The 25209-nt window shown below is 62.1% G+C and carries 23 protein-coding genes; 13 read left to right on the top strand and 10 right to left on the bottom strand.

The annotated features are described in order from the left end of the window. Positions 1–68 precede the first annotated feature (68 nt). From LMTR3_RS33705 to LMTR3_RS33720, 3 genes are all read left to right on the top strand, one after another. On the top strand, positions 69–1049 hold the full coding sequence (locus LMTR3_RS33705; RefSeq protein WP_065749350.1) for a GGDEF domain-containing protein: 981 nt from the start codon (positions 69–71) through the stop codon (positions 1047–1049). Positions 1050–1209: 160 nt separating this feature from the next. Next, the gene (locus LMTR3_RS33710) at positions 1210–1533 is read left to right on the top strand and encodes a copper-binding protein (protein ID WP_065749250.1); all 324 of its coding nucleotides are present in this window, start codon (positions 1210–1212) and stop codon (positions 1531–1533) included. A 1191-nt stretch (positions 1534–2724) separates the two neighbouring features. Beyond that, positions 2725–4119, top strand: coding sequence for an FAD-binding oxidoreductase (locus LMTR3_RS33720; protein ID WP_084029979.1), 1395 nt, complete (start codon positions 2725–2727; stop codon positions 4117–4119). A 33-nt stretch (positions 4120–4152) separates the two neighbouring features. On the opposite strand, the gene LMTR3_RS33725 is transcribed toward LMTR3_RS33720, so the two are convergent. From LMTR3_RS33725 to LMTR3_RS33740, 4 genes are all read right to left on the bottom strand, one after another. Beyond that, complete coding sequence (locus LMTR3_RS33725; protein ID WP_084029972.1) at positions 4153–4503, bottom strand: DUF1488 family protein; 351 nt, start codon at positions 4501–4503, stop codon at positions 4153–4155. Positions 4504–4641: 138 nt separating this feature from the next. Further along, complete coding sequence (locus LMTR3_RS33730; RefSeq protein WP_065749254.1) at positions 4642–5955, bottom strand: hypothetical protein; 1314 nt, start codon at positions 5953–5955, stop codon at positions 4642–4644. 103 nt (positions 5956–6058) lie between these two features. Beyond that, positions 6059–7831, bottom strand: a complete 1773-nt coding sequence (locus LMTR3_RS33735; protein ID WP_065749255.1) for an adenylate/guanylate cyclase domain-containing protein — start codon at positions 7829–7831, stop codon at positions 6059–6061. Positions 7832–8845: 1014 nt separating this feature from the next. After that, complete coding sequence (locus tag LMTR3_RS33740; RefSeq protein ID WP_065749256.1) at positions 8846–12598, bottom strand: tetratricopeptide repeat protein; 3753 nt, start codon at positions 12596–12598, stop codon at positions 8846–8848. Between the two features lie 399 nt (positions 12599–12997). Between LMTR3_RS33740 and LMTR3_RS33745 the strand changes: the two genes are divergently transcribed. Next, positions 12998–13219 carry a hypothetical protein gene (locus LMTR3_RS33745; protein WP_028348639.1) on the top strand — a complete coding sequence of 74 codons (222 nt, stop codon included), beginning with the start codon at positions 12998–13000 and terminating at the stop codon, positions 13217–13219. 5 nt (positions 13220–13224) lie between these two features. After that, entirely contained in the window at positions 13225–13668 is a 444-nt protein-coding gene (locus tag LMTR3_RS33750; protein ID WP_245320103.1) for a hypothetical protein, read from the top strand. 36 nt (positions 13669–13704) lie between these two features. Here the strand turns inward: LMTR3_RS33750 and LMTR3_RS33755 are convergent, their stop codons facing one another. The 4 genes from LMTR3_RS33755 to fliL are packed head-to-tail and all read right to left on the bottom strand — an operon-like array spanning position 13705 to position 16618. Beyond that, positions 13705–14475 (bottom strand): MotE family protein, encoded by a 771-nt coding sequence (locus tag LMTR3_RS33755; protein WP_065749257.1) that lies wholly within the window; start codon positions 14473–14475, stop codon positions 13705–13707. Further along, positions 14472–14909 (bottom strand): DUF6468 domain-containing protein, encoded by a 438-nt coding sequence (locus tag LMTR3_RS33760; RefSeq protein WP_028348637.1) that lies wholly within the window; start codon positions 14907–14909, stop codon positions 14472–14474. Before LMTR3_RS33760 ends, LMTR3_RS33755 begins: the two co-directional genes overlap by 4 nt. Further along, positions 14906–16108 (bottom strand): flagellar motor switch protein FliM, encoded by a 1203-nt coding sequence (gene fliM, locus LMTR3_RS33765; protein ID WP_065749258.1) that lies wholly within the window; start codon positions 16106–16108, stop codon positions 14906–14908. Before fliM ends, LMTR3_RS33760 begins: the two co-directional genes overlap by 4 nt. An 18-nt stretch (positions 16109–16126) precedes the next feature. Continuing rightward, positions 16127–16618 (bottom strand): flagellar basal body-associated protein FliL, encoded by a 492-nt coding sequence (gene fliL / locus LMTR3_RS33770; protein ID WP_065749259.1) that lies wholly within the window; start codon positions 16616–16618, stop codon positions 16127–16129. 387 nt (positions 16619–17005) lie between these two features. Here fliL and flgF point away from each other — a divergent pair, with 387 nt between their 5' ends. From flgF to LMTR3_RS33800, 6 genes are all read left to right on the top strand, one after another. Next, positions 17006–17770: a flagellar basal-body rod protein FlgF gene (flgF, locus tag LMTR3_RS33775; protein ID WP_065749260.1), complete on the top strand. Its 765-nt coding sequence runs from the start codon at positions 17006–17008 to the stop codon at positions 17768–17770. A gap of 18 nt (positions 17771–17788) precedes the next feature. Then, the gene (gene flgG / locus LMTR3_RS33780) at positions 17789–18577 is read left to right on the top strand and encodes a flagellar basal-body rod protein FlgG (RefSeq protein ID WP_065749261.1); all 789 of its coding nucleotides are present in this window, start codon (positions 17789–17791) and stop codon (positions 18575–18577) included. A gap of 10 nt (positions 18578–18587) precedes the next feature. Then, positions 18588–19670 (top strand): flagellar basal body P-ring formation chaperone FlgA, encoded by a 1083-nt coding sequence (gene flgA / locus LMTR3_RS33785; protein WP_065749262.1) that lies wholly within the window; start codon positions 18588–18590, stop codon positions 19668–19670. A 5-nt stretch (positions 19671–19675) separates the two neighbouring features. Then, on the top strand, positions 19676–20428 hold the full coding sequence (flgH, locus tag LMTR3_RS33790; protein ID WP_065749263.1) for a flagellar basal body L-ring protein FlgH: 753 nt from the start codon (positions 19676–19678) through the stop codon (positions 20426–20428). Positions 20429–20648: 220 nt separating this feature from the next. Further along, positions 20649–21101 carry a YidB family protein gene (locus tag LMTR3_RS33795; RefSeq protein ID WP_065749264.1) on the top strand — a complete coding sequence of 151 codons (453 nt, stop codon included), beginning with the start codon at positions 20649–20651 and terminating at the stop codon, positions 21099–21101. Between the two features lie 43 nt (positions 21102–21144). Then, complete coding sequence (locus tag LMTR3_RS33800; protein ID WP_065749265.1) at positions 21145–21408, top strand: GlsB/YeaQ/YmgE family stress response membrane protein; 264 nt, start codon at positions 21145–21147, stop codon at positions 21406–21408. A 115-nt stretch (positions 21409–21523) separates the two neighbouring features. On the opposite strand, the gene LMTR3_RS33805 is transcribed toward LMTR3_RS33800, so the two are convergent. After that, entirely contained in the window at positions 21524–23119 is a 1596-nt protein-coding gene (locus LMTR3_RS33805) for an ATP-binding protein (RefSeq protein ID WP_065749266.1), read from the bottom strand. Positions 23120–23441: 322 nt separating this feature from the next. Between LMTR3_RS33805 and LMTR3_RS33810 the strand changes: the two genes are divergently transcribed. Then, the gene (locus LMTR3_RS33810; protein ID WP_065749267.1) at positions 23442–23801 is read left to right on the top strand and encodes a PRC-barrel domain-containing protein; all 360 of its coding nucleotides are present in this window, start codon (positions 23442–23444) and stop codon (positions 23799–23801) included. Positions 23802–24046: 245 nt separating this feature from the next. Here the strand turns inward: LMTR3_RS33810 and LMTR3_RS33815 are convergent, their stop codons facing one another. Beyond that, on the bottom strand, positions 24047–24346 hold the full coding sequence (locus LMTR3_RS33815) for a hypothetical protein (protein WP_065749268.1): 300 nt from the start codon (positions 24344–24346) through the stop codon (positions 24047–24049). 433 nt (positions 24347–24779) lie between these two features. Between LMTR3_RS33815 and LMTR3_RS33820 the strand changes: the two genes are divergently transcribed. Further along, on the top strand, positions 24780–25205 hold the full coding sequence (locus LMTR3_RS33820) for a ClpXP protease specificity-enhancing factor SspB (protein WP_065749269.1): 426 nt from the start codon (positions 24780–24782) through the stop codon (positions 25203–25205). Positions 25206–25209: the final 4 nt, after the last annotated feature.

Here is a 25209-nt window from a genome sequence, read left to right on the forward strand (position 1 = left end):
CAGGCCAGCCGATCGGCGACATAGACGTCGAATACGCCACGACGATTGCTGACCGAGCTATGCGGTTAATGTCGCAGCAGTCGGTCCCTCCCACCCCCACCAATTTCGCCGTCTGGTTCGAGTACTCGCTCGGCAGTTCACTGGCGCTGCGAAAGACCATCGACATTCTGATTGCGGGCAAGCGCAAATTCGACCCGGCAACCAACCACGAACTCTATATCACCTATGTGGCGCAGGCCGGTACCGATCCGTTTGGCGACCTTCCCGATCAATTGGGCGGGCTGATCGAGACCGCGCAACAATTCCTCAACACTGCCGTCACCGACAACCGCAGCCACATCGAGGCGCTCGGTGAAGTGTCTTCCGAGGCCGCTGCTACCGGCGATCCCCGGACGATAATTGCAAAACTGGTTGATGAATTGTCAAAGGCGACGGCCCGGGCCGCCAAGCTGGAGGCGAATTTCGCCGCCACGTCGGAGGAACTGGACAGCATCCGCGACTCGCTCAAAGCGGCCGAGCAACGCTCCAACACCGATGCGCTGACCGGGCTGGCCAACCGCCACTCGATGGATGAATTCCTTCGCCTCGCCCAGATCGCAGCGATGGAAAAGGACGAGCCGCTCAGCGTCTTCCTGATCGACATCGATCACTTCAAGAAATTCAACGACGATTATGGCCACCAGGTCGGCGATCAGGTGCTTCGGCTGGTCGCCAAGGTCTTGCAGGAAGGCGTTCGCGAAGTCGATCTCGCCGCCCGCTACGGCGGCGAGGAGTTGATCGCGGTGCTGCCGGGCGCCGATCTGCAGGCTTGCACGGCCGTTGCCGAACGCGTTCGCCGGCGCATTGCCGAAGCGAAGCTGACACGCCGTGCGACGGGCAAGGAGATCGGCAGCATTACGGTATCAATAGGCGTGTCGCAATTCCGCCTCGCCGAATCCGCGGAAGTCATGATCGAGCGCTGCGACCGCGGGCTTTATCAAGCCAAGCGACTCGGCCGCAACCGCACGGTGACGGAAACCGAACTCGAGCCCGAGGCCGGCGCGGCCTAAGGCTTTATCTGCTCTGATTAAACAGAACCGCGCCTTCATCCTGTGTCGTTTGCAGAGTTGCCTTAATTCGTACGGGAGAAAAAGTCGCTATCCTGCTCCGGCGCGGAACTATTGCCGCAATCCCGGCTTATCGTGGACGCCCTACAGCCGGGAGTATTCCATGAAGATCGCAGGGATGATTATGGCTGCCGCCGCGGCCCTCAGCATCGCCGGGACGTCGGTTCTTGCCCAGCAACCGCGTACGGGAATGGTGACGAGAATAGACCGGATCAGCGGCACCATCACCATCAAAGATATGCCTGAAGGCACCACCGGCGCGAATACCGGCGCTGCAGCCGAAGAATTCAAGATCCAGGATGGCGCGCGGCTGAACGCCCTGCACGCCGGCGACAGGGTCACCTTCGCCGTGAACGACACGCCGGGGACCAAGACCATCACGAAAATTGACAAGACGGACGCGGTCACCAAGATCGAGAAGAAATGAGGTATTGGCGAAGCGACATCCAGCCATCGATGTCCCGCTTCGATGCAAAAACAGCGAGGCCCGGAGTGCCCCAGGGCAGTCCGGGCCTCGTCATAGCAACCGCCCCGTCCGGAACAAGGAGCCGTTCGGTATAGAAGATACTGTAAAGCAATCCGGCAGGCGTGCCTTGATCAGCCGCAAACGACCTTTAGCGCGGCGACCGCTCGAGCGAAGCGCGAATTTCGGCGGCCGCCTCATCGCAATACTCGTTCAACTTCTGGAATCGTTGCCGCAGCGCCTCGAGTTTGACAGCGCGTTTCGCAGGCCCTTCCCGATCAATATTGAATCTGTCGACAGGTGATGGACGAGACGTCGCGGCCTCTACAGCCGCCAGCGCGGCCCGTATCGGTGTGTCGCGACCGTGGGTGGAAGACATTTCTGCACGCCTTACAAATTGCAATTCGCCCGGACAGATCCAGTGGAATTTCCATGGGGTCACGCGCCGGCGTTGCGAGTTTGCACCCTGCAGTGTGTTGGCTGGATGCCCGGCCGGGGCCGATTTGGTGGCAAAACACGGACGCCGGCGGCGAATGAGTGGCACGACCTCGTAGTCTTACGGACTTTCTGTCCACGATTAGGATGCAATCGGCAACCAGCATTGCTGAATTGAGTCGTTTGTTGCTTCAGCGATAGTCCGATATGCCCGCCCCGCCTTCAGAAACCGGTCTGCCGCCGCGCTGCGAGATCTGCGGCGGTGGTACGGTCCAGATCGGAAAGCTGCCCCGGATTGGACTGCGCCCTCTCGTCTACGTTTACAAGTGCGATGCCTGCAACCAGATCACTTCGATCGAGCCCGAGCGGCAGGACAGTCCCACCATCAGCCCTACCGTGACCCCGCCGATGCCGAATTCGCGCATCAAGAAGGCTGCGCACAAGACCCCCCGGCGACAGCCACACTGATCGTCGGCTTCAGGACGCGACGTTCCCAGAGCGTTGTCCAGCGAAGCATGCCCTCGGACCTGATCCGTGGGTGGACACCGGTTCGCGTCGAGAAAACGCGTCAAAACAAGAATCTAGAGCCCGGTTCTGATTCAATCAGAACCGAAAGGCTCCAGTTCCTGAAAACGCCACGATTGCGGCTGGAGCGGGTTTCATCTCGGGAATGCCGCATGTATAGCTTCGGCCAAACTCCACATGAAGAAGAGGCAGGGCATGTCCGAGGGCTTCATTGACGAACTGCACAACGCGCTCGGCAAGGGTGCGGTGCTATCAGGCGCTGACATCGACGCGCGCTATCACCACGACCTCGCCGGCAATCCGGCACCCAAACCGCGCGCAGTCGTCCGCCCCAGAACGACGGAGGACGTCTCCGTGCTGCTGCGGCTCTGTCACCGCGAAGGCGTCCCGGTTACGACGCAGGGCGGCATGACCGGGCTGGTGCGCGGCGCGCTGCCGAATGCGAACGAAATCGTGCTGTCGATGGAGCGCATGAACAGCATCGAAGAGGTCGATGCCTCCGCCGGCGTCGCCATCGCGCAGGCCGGCACGCCACTGCAAAAGCTGCAGGAGCGTGTCGAGCAGGACGGCCTGATGTTTCCGCTCGACCTCGGCGCGCGCGGCAGTTGCACCATCGGCGGCAACATCTCGACCAATGCCGGCGGCAATCGGGTCATCCGCTACGGCATGACGCGTGACCTGATTCTCGGTCTCGAAGTCGTTACCGCCGACGGCACCGTGCTGAAGGGCCTGCGCAAATACATCAAGAACAACACCGGCCTCGACTTAAAGCAGCTTTTCATCGGCAGTGAGGGCATCCTCGGCGTCGTGACGCGTGCTGCGTTGCGTGTCTTTCCCGCGCCGGCGGAACGACAGGTGGCGCTGTGCGCCCTGCCCTCGTTCGGCAAGGTCATGACATTCCTGAAGCTGGCGCGGCAAAGTCTCGACGGCGAATTGACCGCATTCGAAGTGATGTGGAATGCCTACTACCGCTTCACCGTCGAGCGGGTGAAGGGCGTCATCGGGCCGCTGCCGACCCATCATCCCTTCTACGTTCTGATGGAAGCTTCCGGCAGCGATCCCGAACGTATCCATGCCGATCTCGAGAAGCTGCTCGAGACGGCGATGGGTGACGGCCTGATCCTCGACGCTACGCTTTCGACCTCGAACGCGTCCGTGGCTGCGATCTGGCGCATCCGCGATTCCAGCGTCGAACTCGGCCGCAGCTTTCCATTCGCAGCACGGATGGGATTCGATGTCAGTGTGGCCATCGACAGGATGGAGGAATACGCGGATACGCTTGATGCACGCGTCAAAGCGATCGATCCGCAAGCCTTCACCATCGTGATGGGACACGTCGGCGACGGCAATTTGCATCCCAGCGTGTACCACGAACATACGCCTGACAAGCACGATGAGTTCGAGAAGCTGGTCTACGACATCACCGGCGAATTCGGCGGCTCGATCTCGGCCGAACACGGTATCGGCATTCAGAGGCGGCCCTATCTGAAAATGAGCCGCACCGAAGAGGAAATCGAAACCATGCGCACGCTCAAGCGCGCGCTCGACCCGAAGAACATCCTGAACCCGGGGCGAATTTTTACGGTGTGAAGGCGCTTGGCGATCGCATATCGAACGTCAGGTCTACGAACTGATGCCGAGGTGATCGTCGGCCGCAGAAGCAGGTGGCGGCCCGGCTGGCAGGTTGTCCGGAGCCGGCTGTGTCGGAATATGCTTGGTGAATATCCGGATGACGCGGCCTTTGACGGGCGGCAGCTTGTCGAAGAGATCGGACGCGATCTCCTCCACCGCGTCCCGCAAAGCCACGAACTGCGCCTGCCTTGCGATGCTCTCGGTGCCCCTGACACCTCCGAGTTCGTCCATCGCGGCATCGCTGATCTGGCATTCGACCGTCTCGCCGCCGTTCAGCATGGTGAACTTGAACGCAAGGCGTTCTCTGTCATGTCCAACAATTCTGTCCCGGGTCAACGGCATCGGACGATCAGCTTTGAGCGCCTAGAGTAGAGGTGGCTAGAAGCGGGTGAGAGGGCGCCGGAGCTTTCGTAATGCGCCAACACGTCAAAAATTGGCCGAACCTGCGGCCAAATCCGCTACCTCGCTTCGTCCTCGGGCTCATTGGAATAGGTGTGGTGATCTGCGCGGTATGGCTTGTTGGGGCTCCCCCTCGTGCGCCGACCACCATTCCACCACGGCCCGAGCGACCTGGTCCCACAGCAGCGTCGGAAGATCGGGCACCGCGATCCTGACTACGTGGCGATTGCATGAGGTATCGCGAAACCACTCCGCTGCGCCGAAATCGAAGCCGAAACTCCCCGCATGCCGCAGCGGCAATCCGGCTCTTCTCAAGTCGTCGCACAATTCCGCCGCCACTTGCTTCGTCTGCTTCTCGTCGAGCATTCGCTTCGGCGCCAGTGTGACATAGAGACCGTGCGCGAAATGCAGCTCCGCCGACGAGCCGGCAAGCCCGGATGCAAAACAGCGCGCCGTCCGCCTGCTGTTGCGCAAAATGGCCGCCATCCGCCGGTCAGTCAGAGCCCGATAGGCGTTCGTTCCGACGTAGGGCGGAAAATGCGCAGGCACCGCCGCGCCGCCGAACAGTCGGACAGCATTGCGCGTTTCGTTGGCGAGGTCCTCCAGCCGCTCCTGCTTGGCCGGGGCGACGTGCTTTTCGCAGGCGACGAAAACCACCGAGCCGAGCCGGCCGTACTCAACCCCGAGGGAGTCGAGCTTGGTATGGCTGCGCACCAGCGCGATCGGGACTTTCCAACGTCGCGCCCAGCTCACAACCCGGCGGATCCGCCCCGAGCCCGTCGAGAAGCAGGTCGTGTCGAAAATCACGAGATCGAGGCGCGGCGTTGCACAACGGAGGGTCGCCTCGAATGCGGCAGCGGGCGTACATGAATCGAACAGAAGAATTCGCGGTCGATCAGCACAAAAGGCGACCTCGTCGGGAGAGCTTTTCAGCGGGACCAGGCGAAACTGACGTGCATGATTTTCGATGAGCTCCAGGGTCTCGCCATAGGCGCCAGGCAAAACCAGGATGTCCGCCTCGGATACCAGGCGTGCTAAGGCCAGCAGCAGTGCCGATATCGCCGCCATCCCCGAGGACGTATAGATGGTCTGGTTCGCCGATGTCGAATGGTCGTAAAAGGATGGGCCGCGCACTTCGAGGTCTGCGCGCTGATAATCGTAGCTGAACGTGAACGGCCCGGCACGCAGCCGGCCCGGATGTGCCCAGGCTGTTTCCGTGAACGCCCAATCGTGCAGCGCATGCTGGGCCTTCAGGGCGGCGGCGATGTGAAATTTTTGTTCAATCACCTCGACCACCGAGGTCGGATGACGCAGCGCCAAAGGAGTGTCGAGGAAACCGTTCAGCAACGTGATTTCCTCGTATTTCCTGTCGAGATAAGCCTCAAGTGCTTCCATGGCTGGCTTCGACCGACCCTGCCCTGCGATAACGTGCCGGGAGGGCATTGGGTCCACGCCATGGGACACGCTTGGGCTCGCCTTTGCCCCTTCAACGGAAGCCTCAACCCCTCCAGCCGGCCTTGTGCAAGCCCTCGACCAGATGGGCGTGGTCTTCCGGCCGAAACCAGGGGACTCTGTTGCGTACATACATGTCGAAAGCCGCCGGTGCATGGGAGATGGCCAGCTCCAATGCTTCGTTCGCTTCCGCTGTGCGCCCAAGCTGGCCCAGCGCCGCCGCGGACCAGCGGTAGATCATCGGAAAATCGGGATACGACCTCATCAGCCGTTTCGAGGCCTCGAGCGAAGCCTCGTATTCGCCGCAGAAATATAGAGCGCACGCAATGTGCAATAAACGTACTGCCAGATAGGGATCGCGCGGATCTAGCCTGATACACTTTTCGAGAGCCGCGCATCCCTCCTTCGGCCGTCCCGCGAAGATCAGCGTCGCGCCCCGGTGGCCGTGCGCGATCGCGAGGTTGGGACTCATCGCAAGAGCTCGCTCGATCTCCGCCAACGCACCGTCCGCCTCGCCGCGGGATTGTAAGGCCCAGCCGAGGCATGAACGGGCTTCCGCATCGGCTCCATCGAGGGCGACCGCTCGGCGGGCCAAGCTCTCGGCCGAACGTTGCGCCTCCGCCAACTCCAGAGTTTGGTAAATTGCAGCCGCTTGCAACTGATAAAGAGCGAGCGCGCTGTAGCCGCCGGAAAAGGTCGGGTCGTGATCGATTGCCTGCCTGAAAAATTCGGCTGCCCTCCGATCGTCATCCGCAGTGGCTTTGCTCAGATGCCACAGACCGCGCTGATAGGCCGCCCAGGCATCAAGGCTCCCCGGCGGCTTGCGCATCGCTCGACGCAGCTCAGCGTCTGCAATGGCGGGAGCCAGCGCGGTGGTCAGCGCTTCGGTGAGTTCGTCCTGCACAGCAAAAATATCGGCGAGATCGCGGTCGTAGCGTTCCGCCCAGACATGATTGCTGGTTTCCGCCTCTACCAGTTGCGCGGTGACGCGGATGCGATTACCCGCCTTGCGCACGCTACCTTCGAGCACATAGCGCACGCCTAGCTCGCGCCCGGCCTGTCTCACGTCGACCGTTCTCCCCTTGTAAGTGAAGGACGAGTTTCGGGCGATAACGAACAGCGAGGGATAGCGCGATAACGCCGTGATCACGTCCTCGACGATGCCGTCGGAGACGAACTCTTGCTCGGGATCGCCGCTCATGTTGGTGAATGGCAGTACGGCGACGGAGGGCTTGTCCGGCAACGCCAGCGCCGCAGGATTAGACCTGGGCATCGCAGGCCGCCGACTGGCATCGACAATGATGCGGTAAACATGGACAGGTCGGGCGATATTCTTCAGCGTCTGCTCACCCGCATCCTCGATATAGAAAGGTACCCTATCGCGCGCGTGATTGAGAACAGCCTCGGAGATACATATGCCGCCGGGTTCGGCGAGCGCCTCAAGACGCGCTGCGATATTCACGCCATCGCCATAGAGATCGCGGCCTTCTATCATCACGTCCCCAAGATTGACCCCCACGCGTAACTCAATTCGTTTCTCCTGCGGCACGCCAGCATTGCGTTCGACCATGCTCTGCTGAATGTCGATCGCGCAGCGCACTGAATCGACCACGCTTGGAAACTCAATTAGAATTCCGTCGCCGGTCGTTTTCACGATGCGACCGTGATGTTGCTTGTTCTTTGGATCGATCAGTTCACTGCGAAGCTCCTTGAGGCGGGCGAGTGTGCCCTCCTCGTCTGCACCCATCAGTTGGCTGTAGCCGGCAATATCGGCGGCGAAAATGGCGGCGAGCTTGCGTTTGGTCTGATCTGAGGCCATTGGGGCAGGCTTCCCCAGTGCGGTCATCCTTATACTAACATCGAATGCTGCCCGATTGGAGTCATTCGCGGTGAGACCCGTGGGTCATGGTCATTCTCGCACATTGACGACGAGGCGCCGCCACCGCTGCGGATTGCGGCTGGCAGGTAGTCGCGATGTCATGTGGCGGTGAAACGCTTATTCACCGAGCGCTATTCGACGCTTCCGGCAAAATTGTTTCGAGTGCAGACTGAGTCCTGCGCGTCCGGGCTAATACTTGCCGAGTATTTGTGGCCGCTCCGACAGCTAATGCTCCAGTTATCTATCCCGGGTTCGGTGCCGCCTTGATAGATGGTCCGAACAACAGCGTCACAAGCCTGCTTCTTACTTTTCAGAACGGAGGTCCAGAAAGCGAGATGCCTCGCCCGATCAAGTTCAAGTAGCCCCCTCGTCGTTTGGTTAGCGGCGTGGCCCATTTGGAAAGGCTCTTGAGCTACGGCCCCGGATCGCACGGCGGTTGATGTAGCGGCGCTCGCGTCCTTCGAAGGCAGATCGGCATCCAGAGCAAACCAAGTAACCGGCGTTATGAGGATGAAGGTCGCGGCAGCAGCCGGAAGAAAAATACGTGATCGTTTCAGCATGTCTTTCGTCCCGGAGTTCGAGACATCGGCAGCCGTCGCAGCGTCGCGCGGCCGCAAGAACCTGAGGAACTAAAGCACTTCGCGAGCAAGCCAGTAGCTGCGATCAAGCAGGCACGGACGCGTCGCAAAAAGATGAAGGGTGGGGCTGACTAATAACCTATGGTACCGCGTCAGCTCGGCTCGAAAGTTGCGTGCATGGCGGCGAGTCGTGCGCCGGGATGTGTAACCAAGCATCCACCATCTGGATGTCACATTCGGTCACACGAACTAATCGACGATCAAGCATGACCCGGTCAGCGGCAAATTCAATTCACGAATTATGAACGCGTGGAGGTTTAGCGCAACCGCTGGGGCTAACTAGCCGGAGGTGCAGGCGTCGTTGTCGGGCCCGCCGTTACTTCGCCCCGCCGATCCGGCTGATGCCGGCAATCGGCGGCAAGGCGCCGGTGTGAACCGGCTCGCCCCTGGAGATTTCCGGCGACAGCGGCGCGCGGGCGGTGGCATCCGGGAAGCGGATCCTCATTTCACGGATGAATCCGTCGAGCGTGTCGACGCTGGCGGCCATCTTGGCAATCAAAGCGAACTCGGCGCTATTAGAGGCGGCCGGCTTGCTCGCGGTCTCGAACGCGAACCGATCGGCCTCGCCGATCATCAGGGGCGCGTATTTCTCGCGGAAACGGGCCAGGCCGATCGCATCCTCGGCCAGCGCATAGCCGACCACGGCACGGATTATGTCGCTCTTCTCGGCGGCATTGAGCGGTTTGAAGTCGCGCCAGCGGTCGGCGTAGTACAATTCGATCTGTTCGGAAGCTTCCCGCCACTGCCGCGACGCCCAATAGATGTCCGAGCGCAGGCGGATCGCTTCGCGGCCGGTGAGGTTGGAGATGATATCGAGCGCGAGGTCGTGGCGACCGACATCGCTCTGGGCCCGCGCTTCCAGGAGTAGCCGCTGCTGACGCAATTCGCCGGACAGATCGGATATCCGCGTCAGGCGCAGCGCCGTGATCGCCCGGTCCGGCTTGCGGTTGGCCAGGTAGACCATGGCAAGCCGGGCCGCCACCTGCGCGCGCGCGGCGCCCTCCAGGCGTTTGTCGACCTGGTACTGCAACAGTTCGGCGGCCTGGTCGAGCAGATCGACGGCGGCCAGCCGGTCCGCGAGGCGTCGGATCATTTCGTCGCCGCGCCGGCCGATCGGCGTCAACTCGCGATATTCATAGAACATGGCGAGCGCATCGACCGGCTTCATGTCGTCGCCCTTCTGGCCGAGATAGAGGTCCGTGAACAACGCGGACGCCGCATCCTGGCCCTGCCGCGACAGTTCGGAGTTGGGCTGCAGCTTCGTCGCGGTCTTGGCGGCGGAGAGCGCCTCGGCATAGCGCCCGTTTTCGGCATAGAGCTGCGTCAGCTTGTTCAATGCCTTCAACTCGATCGCATCGCCGCGCCAGATCACCGACAATGTCTCTAGTTCACGCATCAACTCGGCCTGGCCGAGTTCGCCGCGCCGGTGCCGCAGCAGGGCCTGCAGCAGACTCGCCTCCGCCGAAGCCTTCCGGTCGCTGGACTGCGCCGCGAACCTGTAGGCGTCGAGCGCGTCCTTGTCGTGCCCCAATGCCTCGGCAAGACGCCCGCGCAGCACGGCGATCTCGGGCTTCATCTCGTTGGGAATGCCGATCACTTCCAGTTCGCTGCGCCGCCGCGAGGCCCCGCCATAATCCTTCACCTCGAGCGAGGCCCGCATCGCGTCGGTAATGATGATGCGCTGCAGCTCCAGCGGCAGCGCGGCGATCGAGAATTCGGCGTTCTTGAACTTTTCACGCGCGTCCACCCATTTTTCCTGGCGGGCGAACGCGAACCCTTTCCACAATTGGGAATCGTAGCCGTTTCCGATCGCCGGACTGGCAAGGTCCTTCAGCGCATGCTCGGGATGGCCAATCAAGATGCTGGCGACCGCATGCACCATCAGCACGGCGCCGTCTTCGTTCCCCGGATTGGTTTCGGAGAGGATGAGGTTAGTCACCCCTCTCGCCTCCTGATACATGCCGCGCGACATGTAGAAGTTCGCAAGTTCGAGGCGAGCGTGGGTCTTTTGCTCAGGCCCCGCGGCAGCCGCGGCCATGATCAGCGCATCCAGCCGGGCAAGAAATTTTTCTTCCCGGTTCTTGCGCCATTCATCGGCGTCGAACAGCGGCCTGACCGCCGCGGTGGCGCGTTCGGCTGCGACGTCGGCGGATGACAGTGTCAATCCGCCGGGCCGGCCGAGCATCACCTTGTCGGCGCCGACCTCGGCGTTGATATCATCGGAATTCGGATGCACCACCACGCCATGCACCGATTCCAATAGCGACAGTTCGACGAAATCCTGCCGCTTGATGAGGCCGCGGGTCGGTGGCGGCGCGGTCACGACCCACAGCGTATCGCCTGCGTCGGGATCGACCAGCCGGTGCATCGCGCCGGGATTGGCCAGCGGCACGGTGACATTGGCAAGCGCGGGATCAGTAATATTTCGCAGCACCATCAGCGGCAGCGGCGGCGTCTGGCCGCGGTCGGCGAAGGTCAGCGTCCACTCGGCGCCGTTGGCGCGCCCTTCGCTTTCGAGCGAAGGGATCTGCGGCCGGTTGAGGCGGATGCGGACGGCCTGACCCTTTGCCAGCGGCAGCCGGCTGACATCGCCGATGATGGCGCCGCCCTTGCTACGGATCGGCTCGATATCTACCGGCTTGGTCTGGTCGAATACCAGCCATACCGTGTCGGCACGGCGAAACAGCGCAGCCGGGGTCGGCGCGGCAAAGGAGAACGTCACGCGCAGGCCGTCACTGTCACGCCTTGCCTCGACGACGGGGGACTTGCCGTTGGCACCACTTTCCGGCGGCTCCGCGGAAGACTGAGCCTGCTTGGGTGCCGCAGGCTTTGGCGCTTCCGCCGCCGCCTGGACCGGTTCGGCGGGCCGCGCGGCTTTCGCGACTTCCGCCGGAGGCGACGTCTTTTCCGGTGCAGCAGCCCTCTCGGTCGGAGGGATAGCGTTGCCATTGGCCGGCGGCGCCTTTTCGACGCCAGGCATTGCAGCCTCCGCAGCGGCCGGTGCTTCGTTCACCTGCGCGGGCTTGATTTCGATCCTGGCCTGTTCGGCAATCATCTCCGACGTGACGGGCGGAATCTCGACCGGCTGCTGTGGTGGCGGCGCTTCCTTCAGGGCCTTGTCGCGCGCGATCCGCGAGGCAGGTCCTGGCTTGGCCGGCACGACCGGTTTGGCCGCGGCTTGCGGCTCGGCCAGCGCGGGCTTTTCCGGCTGCTGGAAGGCGACGTCGATCACATAGTTCTTTTCCTCGCGGAAGGAATGCACATCGACCTCGCCGATCAGCAGAATGTCGACGGCGGAAGAATCGACGTCGGCGCGCTGGTTGATCGAGGCTATGTTCGGCGGCGCCGCCACCTTCGCATCCGCCAGGTCGAAATTGAGCACGCTGTTGAACTGCAGCGTCAGCTTCTGATCGTTCAGCACCGACGAGACGTTGACGCCGTCGGGCATCTCGAACACGAAGCGGACGAAGGTCGGCTGCACCGAGGCGCGGACACGTACCGGCGGCTTCTTTTTCGCGGACGCCACCGCAAGCTGCGCGCGGAGCGCGCGCTCGGCGGCCCGCGCCCGCTCCGCCAGCTCGCGAACGACCGCGGCAGGAAGCGGGGGCGGTGGCCCGGTCCAACTATCGGGCAGGAAGTCGACGAAGATCCGCTCCCCCGCCGTCATGGTGTTGACGGTAGCCCGCCGCGCCAGCGACAGCCGGATCGCGGTGCCGTCGGGATCGCGCCGCGCCGAGCCGACATAATCCGGGACGGCGTCCGACAATTTGTCGACGGGAATGTCCACCGGGCGCTTGAAATGGATGATAATGATCGAACCCGCCGTCGAAACGTCGGATTCGACGTCCTCGGCCAGTTTCAATACCAGCCGCGCGAAGCCGCCTCCGGACGTGAACGTGGCCTCCCCCCGCACGGGATCGTCGGCCCGGCAGGGCTGCGAAAGCGTCAGGCCGGCGAATAACAGAGCAACAGCAAGGGGCTGGCCAAGATAGTTGTGAAGGCAACGCCGCGCCGCCCGCGCCAATGCGCGGCCCGGCGACCCAGTTTCAGCGGCAGCCTTTCGCCCCATCCAGAAGATCTCGTGCCTCAATGAATTCTTCGGCGAAGCGCGCTCGCCCGCACGTTTGAATCTTGGATTGGCTGGCTTAAGGCTTTGTTAACGTCAACTAGTTGATTTCATTGAAGGGACGATGGGCCTGCGGCCTCGAGCAATCACGCATCCCAATGGATCGGTATCCGGACCTTTCTCGGGGTCACCGCTCAGACGTCGCGAGCCTCGGGGCGGCGGCGATCACCATCACGCCCGTGCCATGATTGGTCTGCATTATTATCTCACGCAGCGTGGGAACTAACATCAGCGGTTTCGTCTTAGGGAAACAGTGGACCCGGGAAGCGGGGCCGGCAGTTGATCAACCAACGCTCCCGGGTCGCCAAACCTGCCTCAGGCAGCCAATTCGGAGTGCGTGAAATGGCAACCCAGATCGTGATGGATCGTACTGGCGACACCCGGCATACTTTCGACGTCCATGATCGCGCGGAGGTCGAAAAGGCCGAGCGGCGCTTTATGGAATTGACCGGCGCAGGATTTACGGCAGCGGTCCGAACGGGGCCCGGCGAGCAACGGGTTATCCGCTCCTTCGATCCGACGGCGGAAGAAACGCTGTTTTATCCGCGTCTCGTTGGCGGCTAACGGCAGTGACCCAGCAGATCGTCCTTGCGATATGCTCGTTCGTCCTAGCTTTACTCGGTACGGTGCTGCTGTCGGCGCTTTCGCTGGCAGTGGCACGGTCCGGTTCCTGCAGCAAATCGTTTCGCTTCGAGACTGAGGCGCGAGCCCTTACGCTCTTGAAGGATTGGCTGTCGCCGAAGCAGCGCGCCTCTTACGAGCGATTCCGGTATTTCGACGTCGTCGGCAGCCACACCGGGACGCGCTACCGGATCCATCATGGGACGCAGACGAACATCGAGGAAATCAGCGGCACCGGCCAACATGTCTGCAAATGGTGCTTTGTTCCCGATGGCGACCTCGTCGCCGGCGATGTCATGCTGGCGCAGAAAGTCGCCCTTGAAACCAACGAGCGTGGCGCGCTTGCCGTGGCCCACCGCTCGTTTGTCTCGTCAGGGCCGCGCAGGTTCTGACCGGCGTCGATACCCTTGCCGAGGGCGCATCCTGCGTCAGTTCGGCTTTGGCTGCAGGATCTTGCCTTCGATTTTCGGCAACTCGGCCACGGGAGCGGATTTGTCGGCGCCGGCGCGGCGGGCCAGTTCGACCGTCAGCCGTTCGGCCGCTTCCGGCTGCATCAGGCCCAGAATGTCCGACATCTTCCGCGGCGCAATCTGGGAGGCGATTTCGTAGAGCACGGACATTTCCAGCCGGTCGAACACCTTGGCGGCGTCCTTCGGCTTCATGCCCTCGTACATCGTGATGATGCCCTTGAAGCGGGCAGCGTCCTGTTCGGCCTTTTGCCCGCTCGCTGTCGAGATCCGCGCCTCGGTGGCCTTGATTTCCTCGACGCGGCCCTCGATGCGCTTCTCGGCTGATTTCAGAAGGCTTTCGCGAATTTCGATTTCACGCGCGCGCTGCTCCAGTTCCTGGCGCCGTGCCTGCAGCCGTTCCAGGATGGCGCGCTCCGACGGCGACACCGATTGCGGATTCTGGTCGGGAAACACCACGACCCCGTCGGGCTTCGGCGGCTCGGTAGCCGGCGCGGCCGGCTTCGGCGCCTCTTCCTTCTTGACTGAACCGGTGATGTCGGCGGGGTCCGGCCCGCGGGCGCCGGGATAGCCCAGATTGTCCTGCGCCCACGAGCGCTTGGCCGGCTGGCTGACCTGATAGTCGAACACGTATCCGCCATCGATCACGAGGCCGGCGACCTTCAGCACTGCAAGGCCGAAGATCGCGACCAGCACGACCGGAATGACACGGATATCGCGAAACGACTTCATGCGGCGAGGCCACTGGCCTTTCGGCGTTCGGAGAATGCTTCAGCCGCCGCCGCTACCGCCTTGGCTGTTGAGACCCTGGGTGCTGCGGGTTCGGCTTCTTGCGAGGGCCGCGCCGCGATCGCGATCTTGGACAGCCGTCGAATGACGCCGTCGCCTTCGGCCAGCATGCCCTTCAGGTGCCCCGCCATCTGAGTCGCGGCGGCGAGTTGGCTGCCGAGATTCTCGTTGACGTCGCGCACGGTGTGCTTGAGGCCGCCGATCGCCCGCTCGGCGATTTCGGTTGCCGTGATCAGTTCCGCGATGGTGGCTTTCAGCGAATGCTCGTCCGCCTTCAGCCGCTTCAGCCGCTTGTTGAGCAGCATGCAGTAACCGATCGTGAGCAGTAGCAAAACCGCCACCAGACTCTCGATCACAATGCCGAGGAAATGACTCATTGTGCCTCCATCAACTTGGTTTGCTCGTCGGCCTTGTCGAACATCGCGAAGGTGGTATTCGGCTTGCGCAATTGCTTGGTGACGCGGATCGCGACGCGGTCGCCGACCCGGCCCATCCGCCCTTCGGTCAGGGTGACGTTGCCGCAGCGGACCGACACCAGCGCATCGGGCCGCATCTCCAGCGGCAGCGTGTCGCCGACCTTCAGCTTCATCAACTGCTTGAGCGGAATGTCGGCTTCATACAGCACGGCATCGACCGATATCTCGGCCTGCGCCACTTCGGTGGCGAAGTGCCCTTCCCAGATCGGATCGCGGCCGAACTTTTCGCCCATGAACATCTGCAACAGAACCGGGCGGATCGGCTCGATGGTCGCATAGGGCAGCAGCAGTTCGATGTTGCCGCCGCGGTCTTCCATGTCGATGCGCAGCCGCACCAGGATCGCGGCGTTGGCGGGCCTGGAGATCGCGGCGAAGCGCGGATTGGTTTCCAGCCGGTCGATCGAGAACGTCACCGGCGACAGCGGCCGGAACGCCTGCTCGGCGTCTGAAAGCACCACCTCGACCAGTCGCTTGACGAGGTTGGTTTCGATCGTGGTGTAGGGCCGGCCCTCGATGCGCAGCGAGGTCTGGCCGCGGCGGCCGCCGAGCAGCACGTCGATAATCGAATAGATCAGGCTGGAATCGACCGTCGCAAGGCCGAAATTCTCCCACTCCTCGGCCTTGAACACGCTGAGTACGGCCGGCAAGGGAATTGAGTTCATGTAGTCGCCGAAGCGGACCGAGGTGATGCGGTCGAGCGAGACTTCCACGTTGTCGGAGGTGAAGTTGCGCAAGCTCGTGGTCATCAGCCGCACCAGGCGGTCGAAAACGATTTCGAGCATCGGCAGACGCTCATAGGACACCATCGCGGAATCGATGATGGCGCGAATGCCGGAATGGTCGTCGAGATTGACATCGCCGACGGTGAAGCCGAGCAGATTGTCGATTTCTTCCTGCGACAGAACCCGCTCGCCGGAATTCTTGTTGCCGAACTCGCGGCCGCCATCCTCGACCATGGCCGCCCATTGCAGCGCCATGCTCTCGGAGAGTTCATTGGCGGCAGCCTCTTCCGCAGCCGCCGCGGGATCTTCGGAATCCAGAGAGGCTTCCCATTGCGCGGCAATGGCGTCCTGGTCCATCTGGTCTTGGTTGCCGGCCATGATGCTAGATCCGTCCCATCACTGCACGACGATTTCCTTGAACAGCACGGCACTCACCTGCTGCGGCGCCACCGCGTTGTTGACGCGCTTGGTAAGTTCTTCCTTGAGACGAAACAGGCCCGCCGAACCGTTGATGTCGGAGGGACGCAGTTCGCGCAGGTAGGTCTGGAACAGATCGGTGACGCGCGGCAGGTTCGGCTTGATCGCCTCGACCTGCTTCTCTTCCTTGATCTCGAGCACGACCTTGACGCGGAGATATTGCACCCGCTCGCCCGGGGCGCCGACCAGGTTGACCATCATATCGGGCACTTCGATGAAGGACGGCGGCTTCAGCGGCGGCGCTTCGGCGTGCTTCTCCTCGCCGTGGCCGCGCATCAGGAAGAACCAGCCGGCGCCGGCGCCAAGGATGGCGACGAATCCGGCGACCGCAATGATCAGCTTGAGCTTGCCCTTTTTCGACGATGCGGCTTCTGCGCCGTCTGCGCCTTCCGCCTGCTCGTTGTCAGCCATTGCCCCGCCCGCTTCCATCTGGGAACGAACGCGGTTGCCACCAGCCTGGGTAACGATGCCCCCACAACGCGAAACAAAAGCCGCCAGCGCACACGCGCCCTCTACACGTGCAACGCTAGGGTAATAATGGTTAACGGAACCTTTCCATTCGCGCCCAACTGGGAAAAATCTGCCGGGCAAACATGGTCAACAAGACCTTTCTGCCGCCCCCTCCGCCTGCAGTAAAATGCCTAACCCCTTAAAAAATCAGCACTTCCGGACTTGGCACGGCTTTCGCTGAGTAAACGGCGTGGACCCGCCGGCTTGGGAGAGCCCAAAGGTTTACGACGGATCCGGATTACGGGCTTGGGAGAGCCTGCTTCGGATCGATCAAGGGGAGATCCACCGATGGAGAATATGCTTCTCGTCGGACTTTCGCGGCAGATGACGCTGGAACGGCAGTTGGATGTCGTTGCCAACAACGTCGCGAACATCAACACGACGGGCTTCAAGGCCGACCGGTCGCTGTTCGAGGAATATCTGCGCTCGCCGGCGCATGAAGACAATTTCGTGCGCGCCGACCGCCGCGTCTCCTTCGTGCACGACCGCGCCACCTTCCACGACTTCTCGGCCGGCCCCTCCGAGCAGACCAAGAACCCGCTCGACGTCGCAATCGACGGCAACGCCTTTCTAGTGGTGCAGACGGCCGCCGGCGAGCGCTACACCCGTGACGGCGGCCTGCAGATCAACAATCAGGGCCAGCTCGTAACCGCGAGCGGCGATCCGGTGCTGGGGACCTCCGGCCCGATCGTGTTCCAGCCGACCGACAAGGCGATCAACATCGCCGCAGACGGCAATATCACGGTTCTCGAGGGCACCGGCAGCACCGACTCCATTCGCGGCAAGCTGCGCCTGGTCTCCTTTGCTGACCCGCAGAAGCTCGTCAAGGAAGGCGGCAACCTTTACTCGGCGGGCCAGGGCGTCGCCGCCCAGCCCGACACCACTTCGCGGGTGCACCAGGGCTTCATCGAAAAGTCGAACGTCAATTCGGTCCACGAAATGAGCCGCATGATCGAGATCACGCGCACCTACACGCAGATCTCGGCGATGCTGCAGCAGCAGCACGACCTGCACCGAACCGCAGTCGAGAAACTCGCCGACGTTCCGGCATAACGCTTAAGGCATAGATCGATGCGCGCACTCTACACAGCAGCGACCGGCATGGCGGCACAGGAACTCAACGTTCAGGTGATCTCCAACAACATCGCCAACATGCGCACCACCGGCTACAAGAAGCAGCGCGCGGCGTTCCAGGACCTGATCTATGACCATGTGCGCCGCGTCGGCGCGCAGGCATCCGACCAGGGCACAATCCTGCCGGTCGGCGTCGACATCGGCGGCGGCGTCAAGACCGTCGGCACGCCGCGGCTGATGGGCCAGGGCACGCTGTCGCCGACCGGCAACGACCTCGACGTCGCGATCCGCGGCGAAGGTTTCTTCAAGATCCAGGTGCCCGACGGCACCTATGCCTATACCCGCGACGGCTCGTTCATGATGGACGCACAAGGCCGCGTCGTCACCGCCCAGGGCAACCCGGTGCAGCCGACGATCACGATCCCGCAGAATTCCTCGCAGATCACCATCAACGCGCAGGGTCAGCTCACGGTGATGCTGCCGGGCTCGACCACGCCGACACTCGTCGGCCAGATCGGCCTGACCCGGTTCATCAACAAGGCCGGCCTCAATCCGATCGGCGACAATCTGTTCACGGACACCCCGGCCTCCGGCACGCCGCAGGACGGCATCGCCAACACTGACGGCTTTGGCGACATGCAGCAGGGCAACCTGGAACAAGCCAACGTCGAGGTGGTGACTGAAATCTCCGACCTGATCGCCGCCCAGCGCGCCTATGAGATGAACGCCAAGGTGGTCAGCGCGGCCGACCAGATGCTGCAATCCACCTCCAACATGTTCCGCTAAAGGACTGATCATGATCGCCCGCGCCCTCCTTCTGGCCGCCGCCCTGATCGCCGCATCGAGTACGGCCGCTGTCGCGCAGACCCGGGAAAGCTTCGCGAACCGCAACGTGATCGCCGCGCCCGTGCTGCGTGCCGACGTGCAGGTATCGGGCGACCTCGTGCGGATCGGCGACGTGATCGACAACGCCGGCAGCGCCGCGCAGATCGCGATCTATCGCGCCCCGGATCTCGGCACCACCGGCTCGCTGCCGGTAGCGCAGGTGCTCAACACCCTCCGTGCCCATCACGTGATCGGCGTCGACACCCGCGACCTCAGGGAAATTTCGGTAACGCGTCTGGCCCGCACGCTCGAAGGCAAGGACATCGAGCTGCAGGTTGCGCGCGCTCTGGAGCGCCGCAATGGTCTCGGCGACGCCGCCAATCTGTCGCTGACCTTCGACCGCGATCCCGGCGACGTCAGGCTGGATGCCGGCTTCAGCGGCAGCCTGCAGGCGGCCATCGTGCGCTACGACAATCGCAACGGCCGATTCGACGTCACCCTCGAGATCGCCAACGAGAACGGCGCCGCTGCTGCCAAGCTGCGTTTTACCGGCACGGCGATCGAGACCGTCGAGGCCGCGGTGCTGGCGCGCAACGTCGAGCGCAACGAGGTCCTCAAGTCGTCCGACGTGATGATCGAGCGCCGCCCCAAGACGGAAGTCGGCCCCGATGCCGCTGCGCGTGATCGCACCGTGGGCATGCAGGCCCGCCGCCAGCTCCGCGCCGGCCAGGCCATCAGGACCGCAGATCTCGCCAAGCCCGATCTGGTACAGCGCGACCAGAACGTCATGTTGATCTACGAGACGCCCGGAATCTACCTCACCATGCGCGGCAAGGCGCTGGACAGCGGCACCGAGGGCGACGTCGTCACCGTCATGAACCTGCAGTCGAAGCGCACGGTGTCCGGCACCGTGACCGGCCGCGGGCAGGTCTCGATCTCACCGCCGGCGTCTCGCCTGCCGCAGACCAGCGATGCTACCTCCTCGCTCGGCAAAGCACCCGCACCCGTCGCCGTAGCTACCGTCAGTTCGCCAGTCGCTCCAAAAGCCGAGTAATGTAAATGTCAGTCACCCGTCTCAACCGCCTCGCTCTCTCCGGCGCCATGCTGTCGCTGGCCGCCTTGGCGAGCGGTTGCTCCTCGATCGACCGTCTGTCGCAGATCGGCGAAAAGCCGAGGCTGACGGAGATCGAAAACCCGACCACGCAGCCCGGCTACAAGCCGGTACAGATGCCGATGCCGAAGCCGGAGCAGGCCTCCTACAACGCCAATTCGCTGTGGCGGAACGGCTCGCGTGCCTTTTTCAAGGACCAGCGCGCGGCGCGTATCGGCGACCTCCTGACGGTGACCGTCAACATCACCGACAAGGCCAACCTGTCCAACGAGACCCAACGCAGCCGCTCCGCCAAGGAAGACTCGGGGATCACCGATTTCATTGGGTCAAGCACGATCACACAGGCAAACAAGATCCTGCCCGGCAAGATCCTGACCACGGACTCGACGTCGTCGAGCGACGGCAAGGGCTCGGTCAACCGTCAGGAAGCGTTGCAGACCAATGTCGCGGCCGTGGTCACGCAGGTGCTGCCGAACGGCAATCTCGTGGTCGAAGGCAAGCAGGAGATCCGCGTCAACTTCGAAATCCGCGAACTGATCGTCGCCGGCATCGTCCGCCCCGAGGACATCCAGAGCGACAATACCATCGATTCCTCGAAGATCGCGCAGGCCCGCATCGCCTATGGTGGCCGCGGCCAGATCACCGACGTGCAGCAACCCCGTTACGGGCAACAGGTGATGGACGTGCTGCTGCCGTTCTAGTTTCTCCCGAGCTCCCACACTCCATCGCGAACCTAGGCGCGGTGAAGTGTATCAACGCGGCCTCCGTCAGCTCCCCTGGCGGAGGCCGTGGTCGTTTTGTGATCCAAGCATCTTAGAGCTTGCTCCAGCGCAAGCCGCCTGCCCCTCGTCGTCTTCCCGTGTTGGAACCGAACCTACCCGCCGGCGTTCCTGACAGCAACCATCTGCACGGAGGCTAATCATGGGCCGCGGAATGCCATCGATGACTGCTCTGCTCGGGCTGCTCGCCATTGCGGGATATCAGAACCGCGACAAACTGGCCGAACTTCTCAAGGGCGTTGGGGGCCAGCCGAACACAGGCGGGGGACAGCAGCCGCCGGGCGGCTTGCTCGGCAATTTGAGCGGAATGTTGGGCGGCGCCGGGGTTGGCGGCCTGCTCAACGGCGGGATCGGCGAGTTGCTCGAAAGTTTCAAGCAAAACGGCCAGGGCGAGAAGGCCGAATCCTGGATCAACCAAGGCCCGAACAAGGATGTCTCACCTCCGGAATTGAAGCAAGCGATCGGGTCCGACGTTCTGGCACAACTCGAACAGCAGACCGGACTTTCGCAGGAAGAGATCCTGGCGAGATTGTCTCGCGAGCTTCCGGCAGCCGTCGACAAATACACGCCGGACGGCCGTTTGCCGGCAGCATGAGTGGATCGACGTACGTTTGGGCAATCAGGAATGGAGCACCGAAATGGGCATCATTTGGACGATCATCATTGGTTTCATTGCTGGCGTAATTGCCAAGCTCATTATGCCTGGAGACAATGAGCCCTCAGGCTTCATTCTCACCACCATACTGGGTATCGTCGGCGCCTTCGTGGCGACTTATCTTGGTCAGTCGCTCGGGTGGTACAGCCCCGGAGAAGGCGCGGGCCTGATCGGTGCGATAGTCGGCGCCATCATTGTGCTCTTCGTCTACGGCCTCTTCGCCGGCCGGCAACGGCGAGCGATTTAAGACCAGACCTGATTGTTTTATCGTCGGGCTTGGGTGTGGATCAGCGGAGCGCCGGTCCGAAGCGCTCGCTTGACATTGCGCGTACGTCGAAGTCAAGGAAACGCTCATCTAGAACTCACGATGCCAGCGCGGTTAGAAGCATCCGCGCGAGATCGGCGCTGAGGTAAGGCTTCGGCAGCAGCAGCACGCCAGCATCGAGACGACCGTGATGTACGAGGGCATTCTCCGCATAGCCAGAGGTATAAAGCACTTTGAGCCCTGGGCGCCTTTTGACCCCCTCGGTCGCGAGCTGTCGGCCATTCATTCCTCCGGGGAGCATTACGTCAGTGAACAGCAGGTCAATGCGTTCGGGTCCATCGATGATTGCCAGCGCCTCGGCAGCATTGCCGGCGGCGAGCGCGTGGAACCCGAAACGGGTGATCTGCGCCACGACGTATTCGCGAACCAGCGGGTCGTCCTCGACAATCAAGATAGCCTCATCGCCGTGTTCGCCCGCATACCCGCCAGTCTCGCCGGCGGGTGCCTCCGGGCCACCACCCGTGGCCTGCGGCAGGTATAGCTTCACGGTCGTGCCGTGGCCCTCTTCGCTGTAGATCTTGATGTGTCCATTCGACTGTTTAACGAAGCCATAGACCATGCTGAGGCCGAGCCCCGATCCCTTCCCGGCCTCCTTGGTGGTAAAGAACGGTTCAAACACCTTTTCGAGCAGGCCGCTCGGGATTCCGTCCCCCGTGTCACTCACTGCAATCATGACGTAGTTGCCCGGTCTAACCTCGCTGTTCAGGCGAGCGTAGTTCTCATCGAGCACCACATTCTTGGTTTCTAACGTCAGCTTGCCGCCGTTAGACATGGCGTCACGCGCATTTAGGGCGAGGTTCAGGATCGCAGTCGAGAGCTGACTGGGATCGATCAGGGCCGGCGCGGAATCGTGCGCCAGCATCGATTCAATTTCGATGTGTTCGCCGAGGGTCGGTCGTAGCAGACTCGCTGCTTCGATCACCAACGCGTTGACATCGGTATTGCGCGGCTGCAGCGGCTGTCGACGGGAGAAGGCCAACAAATGCTTCGTCAGCTCAGCTCCCCTTGCTGCGGCTCCGCTAATCAGATTGGTGATCTGAGCGAGATGTGGACGATCCTTGACCGCATCGCTGAGGATTTCGATGGTCCCGGTGATCACCGTCAGAATGTTGTTGAAGTCGTGCGCGACGCCACCGGTGAGCTGGCCGATGGCTTCCATCTTCTGCGCTTGCCGGACCTTGGATTCGGTGGCCTCTTTCTCTTCAAAACGCCTGACCATGGCCTCAGCTTCGCGGCGTTGCCTGACTTCCTCCTCAAGTGCCGCATAGGCACCCGCAAGCTGGATGCGCGTGGGCAGCACCAGGATCCGCGGCAGCAGCAGCAGTAGTGCTGCGGCGATCGCGACCGAGATCAGCGCCAGGAAAGCCTTGGTCAGGGCCTCGATTTCATAAGCCGGCACCCACATTGTGTAGATCGACAGCAGGCGGGTCACTCCGCAGACCGCGACGAAGATTGCGAATGCGAAGAATACGCCCCGGAACATCAGCTCACGGTGGCGCCGCCACACGAAGAACGCGAGGACGAACGCCGTAGCAAAGAAGGCTCCAGCGAGCATCGCGTCGGAAATGACATTCAGCCAGACCAGTTCCGGCTTCCACAGTAAGCACGCGCCGTGCGCGGTGAGCATCGACATGTGGATAGCTCCAACAAGCGGCTGCAGGCATGCAACCGCAATCCTCCGATCCGTCCGTCGGAGCGATGGAAATTATTCAGGTTTTTCGCCACCCGCACAAGCGCAGCGCTGACCTCGGCGAATGTTGCTGCGCCCGCCAGAGAGCCGTTAAACCCGCATGTTGCATTCCCGGGAACAACCAGGCGGAGGTTTCGTGGGCAAACCGACATGCGGCTGGACGCGCCACATCAACATCGATGCGTCGATGGGTAGCTGCCACACTCCGGAACGTCTCCCCCCGGCCCTCGTTTTTCGTTCATCCATCTAGCGGGAGGAGAATCCCATGGCACTGGACGCAAACGAAACCGGCAACCTGATCGGCAGCGACAAGGTCGAGGGAACCGCAGTCTATGGCGCCGACCGCAACAAGATCGGCTCGATCGAGCGCGTCATGATCGACAAGAAGAGCGGCAGGGTGTCCTACGCCGTGCTCTCCTTCGGCGGCTTTCTCGGCATCGGCGATGACCACTATCCGCTACCCTGGCAATCGTTGAAATACGATACCTCGCTCGGTGGCTACGTCACCGGCGTGACGGAAGCGCAGCTCAAGAGCGCACCGCATTACGGCAACGACAACGCCTGGAACTGGAGCGATCCGACCCGGACCCGCGCCGTCAACGACTACTACGGCGTCGCGATCTGATCGTGGTTGCTCGTTGGGGTCCGCCTCAGTGGCGGGCTTTTCTTTGCCTGGCAGGCGCGAACGCAGGGCCCGCGTTCGCCTGTCAGCAGAGAACTATTCCTGCTGCCTTGCGTTGTGATCTGCGAAAGGCGGAGCAATGGGAAAATTCTTCTTGATCATTATCGCTGTCAGCGTCGCCGTCTTGCTGGCGATGAGCGCGTACGTCATCAGCCTGTGACAGCGATGCGGCTTGCCAAACAGTTCGATCAAACAGCGCCTGGCGTGGAATCGGCCACTGTGGTCCGCCAAAAAAGCAGGCCCCGGCGCCTCTCGGGGGGAAGATTGCGCCAGAGCCTGAAGGATTGCCGCTTGTTGAAAAACACGATTGCATAATTTTCCCGACCAAGAATCGTTCCCCGCCCGAACGTTACTTCTTCATGGTTCCTGCGGGAGAAAGTAGCATCGCCCTTCTTGTCCACGGCGACTGCAGCCCCCGCGCCCTGCGTGCCGGCGTTCTTGGATGAAGGCCTGGAGTTGGTGGTCGTGGTGCCCGTTGCGACGTTCATGGCGGCTCCGCCGGTAGCAGCACCTCGGGTGCGCAAGTTTGTCGCAGGGCGGCATCAACTGAACGAGCAATCGCGCGGACGAACGGCGAAGGCGCTTCGAGCCCGGCAACGTTTTTAATTAACCATTAATTCGCCGGCGACGATGGCAAGATGGATTTCAAGATGGATTCGAGATGGATTCATGACCGGGGAAAGCACGATATAAGCCGCTAAACTCATTGCGCAGGGCACCGCCGGTGATCGGCACACCTGCGATGATTAACGTATACTTATTACCAATACACACGGACGGCGGGCATCTGGCGCTTCCGCTCCCTCTTTCTTTTTTGAGGGAACCCGTTAGCATGATCCGGCAAGCCGCGGGGACGCGAGCACACACCCAGTCATCATTCGCCCGAGAAGCAGGCGATCGAGTATTCCAGAGACCGCAGTGATGGAAACGACAGGTCGCGGCGTACTGGCTACCCCGCAAGTGCGGGGTGTGACCATTGCTTGTGGGGCCACGCTTCTCTTCCTCGTGATCCTCATCCCGGCCTCGCCTGCATTCGCCGAGCCGTGCAGCAAGCCGACGGCGCGTTCCAAGATTGCCGAGACACTCCGTCTCGCCTCGGAGCAGCGGCCGGTCAATCTCACGTTTCGCACCGGTGCCGACGGCGTGAAACTATCGATCGGCCTCAAGACGAAATATCCCGACGATATGACCATCATCCTGCAGAGTGACTTCGAGCAGTTGAACGTAAAGGATGACCGCTTCGATGTCCTGCTGCGACTAAGGGGGGCTCGGGAACGGGTCACCGTCCCCTTCCATGCAATCAAATCATTCTGGGATAAGTCCGAGTTGAAGTGCTCCGACGGCTGATGCC

Source organism: Bradyrhizobium sp. LMTR 3 (assembly GCF_001693485.1).
Classification (GTDB): Bacteria; Pseudomonadota; Alphaproteobacteria; order Rhizobiales; family Xanthobacteraceae; genus Bradyrhizobium.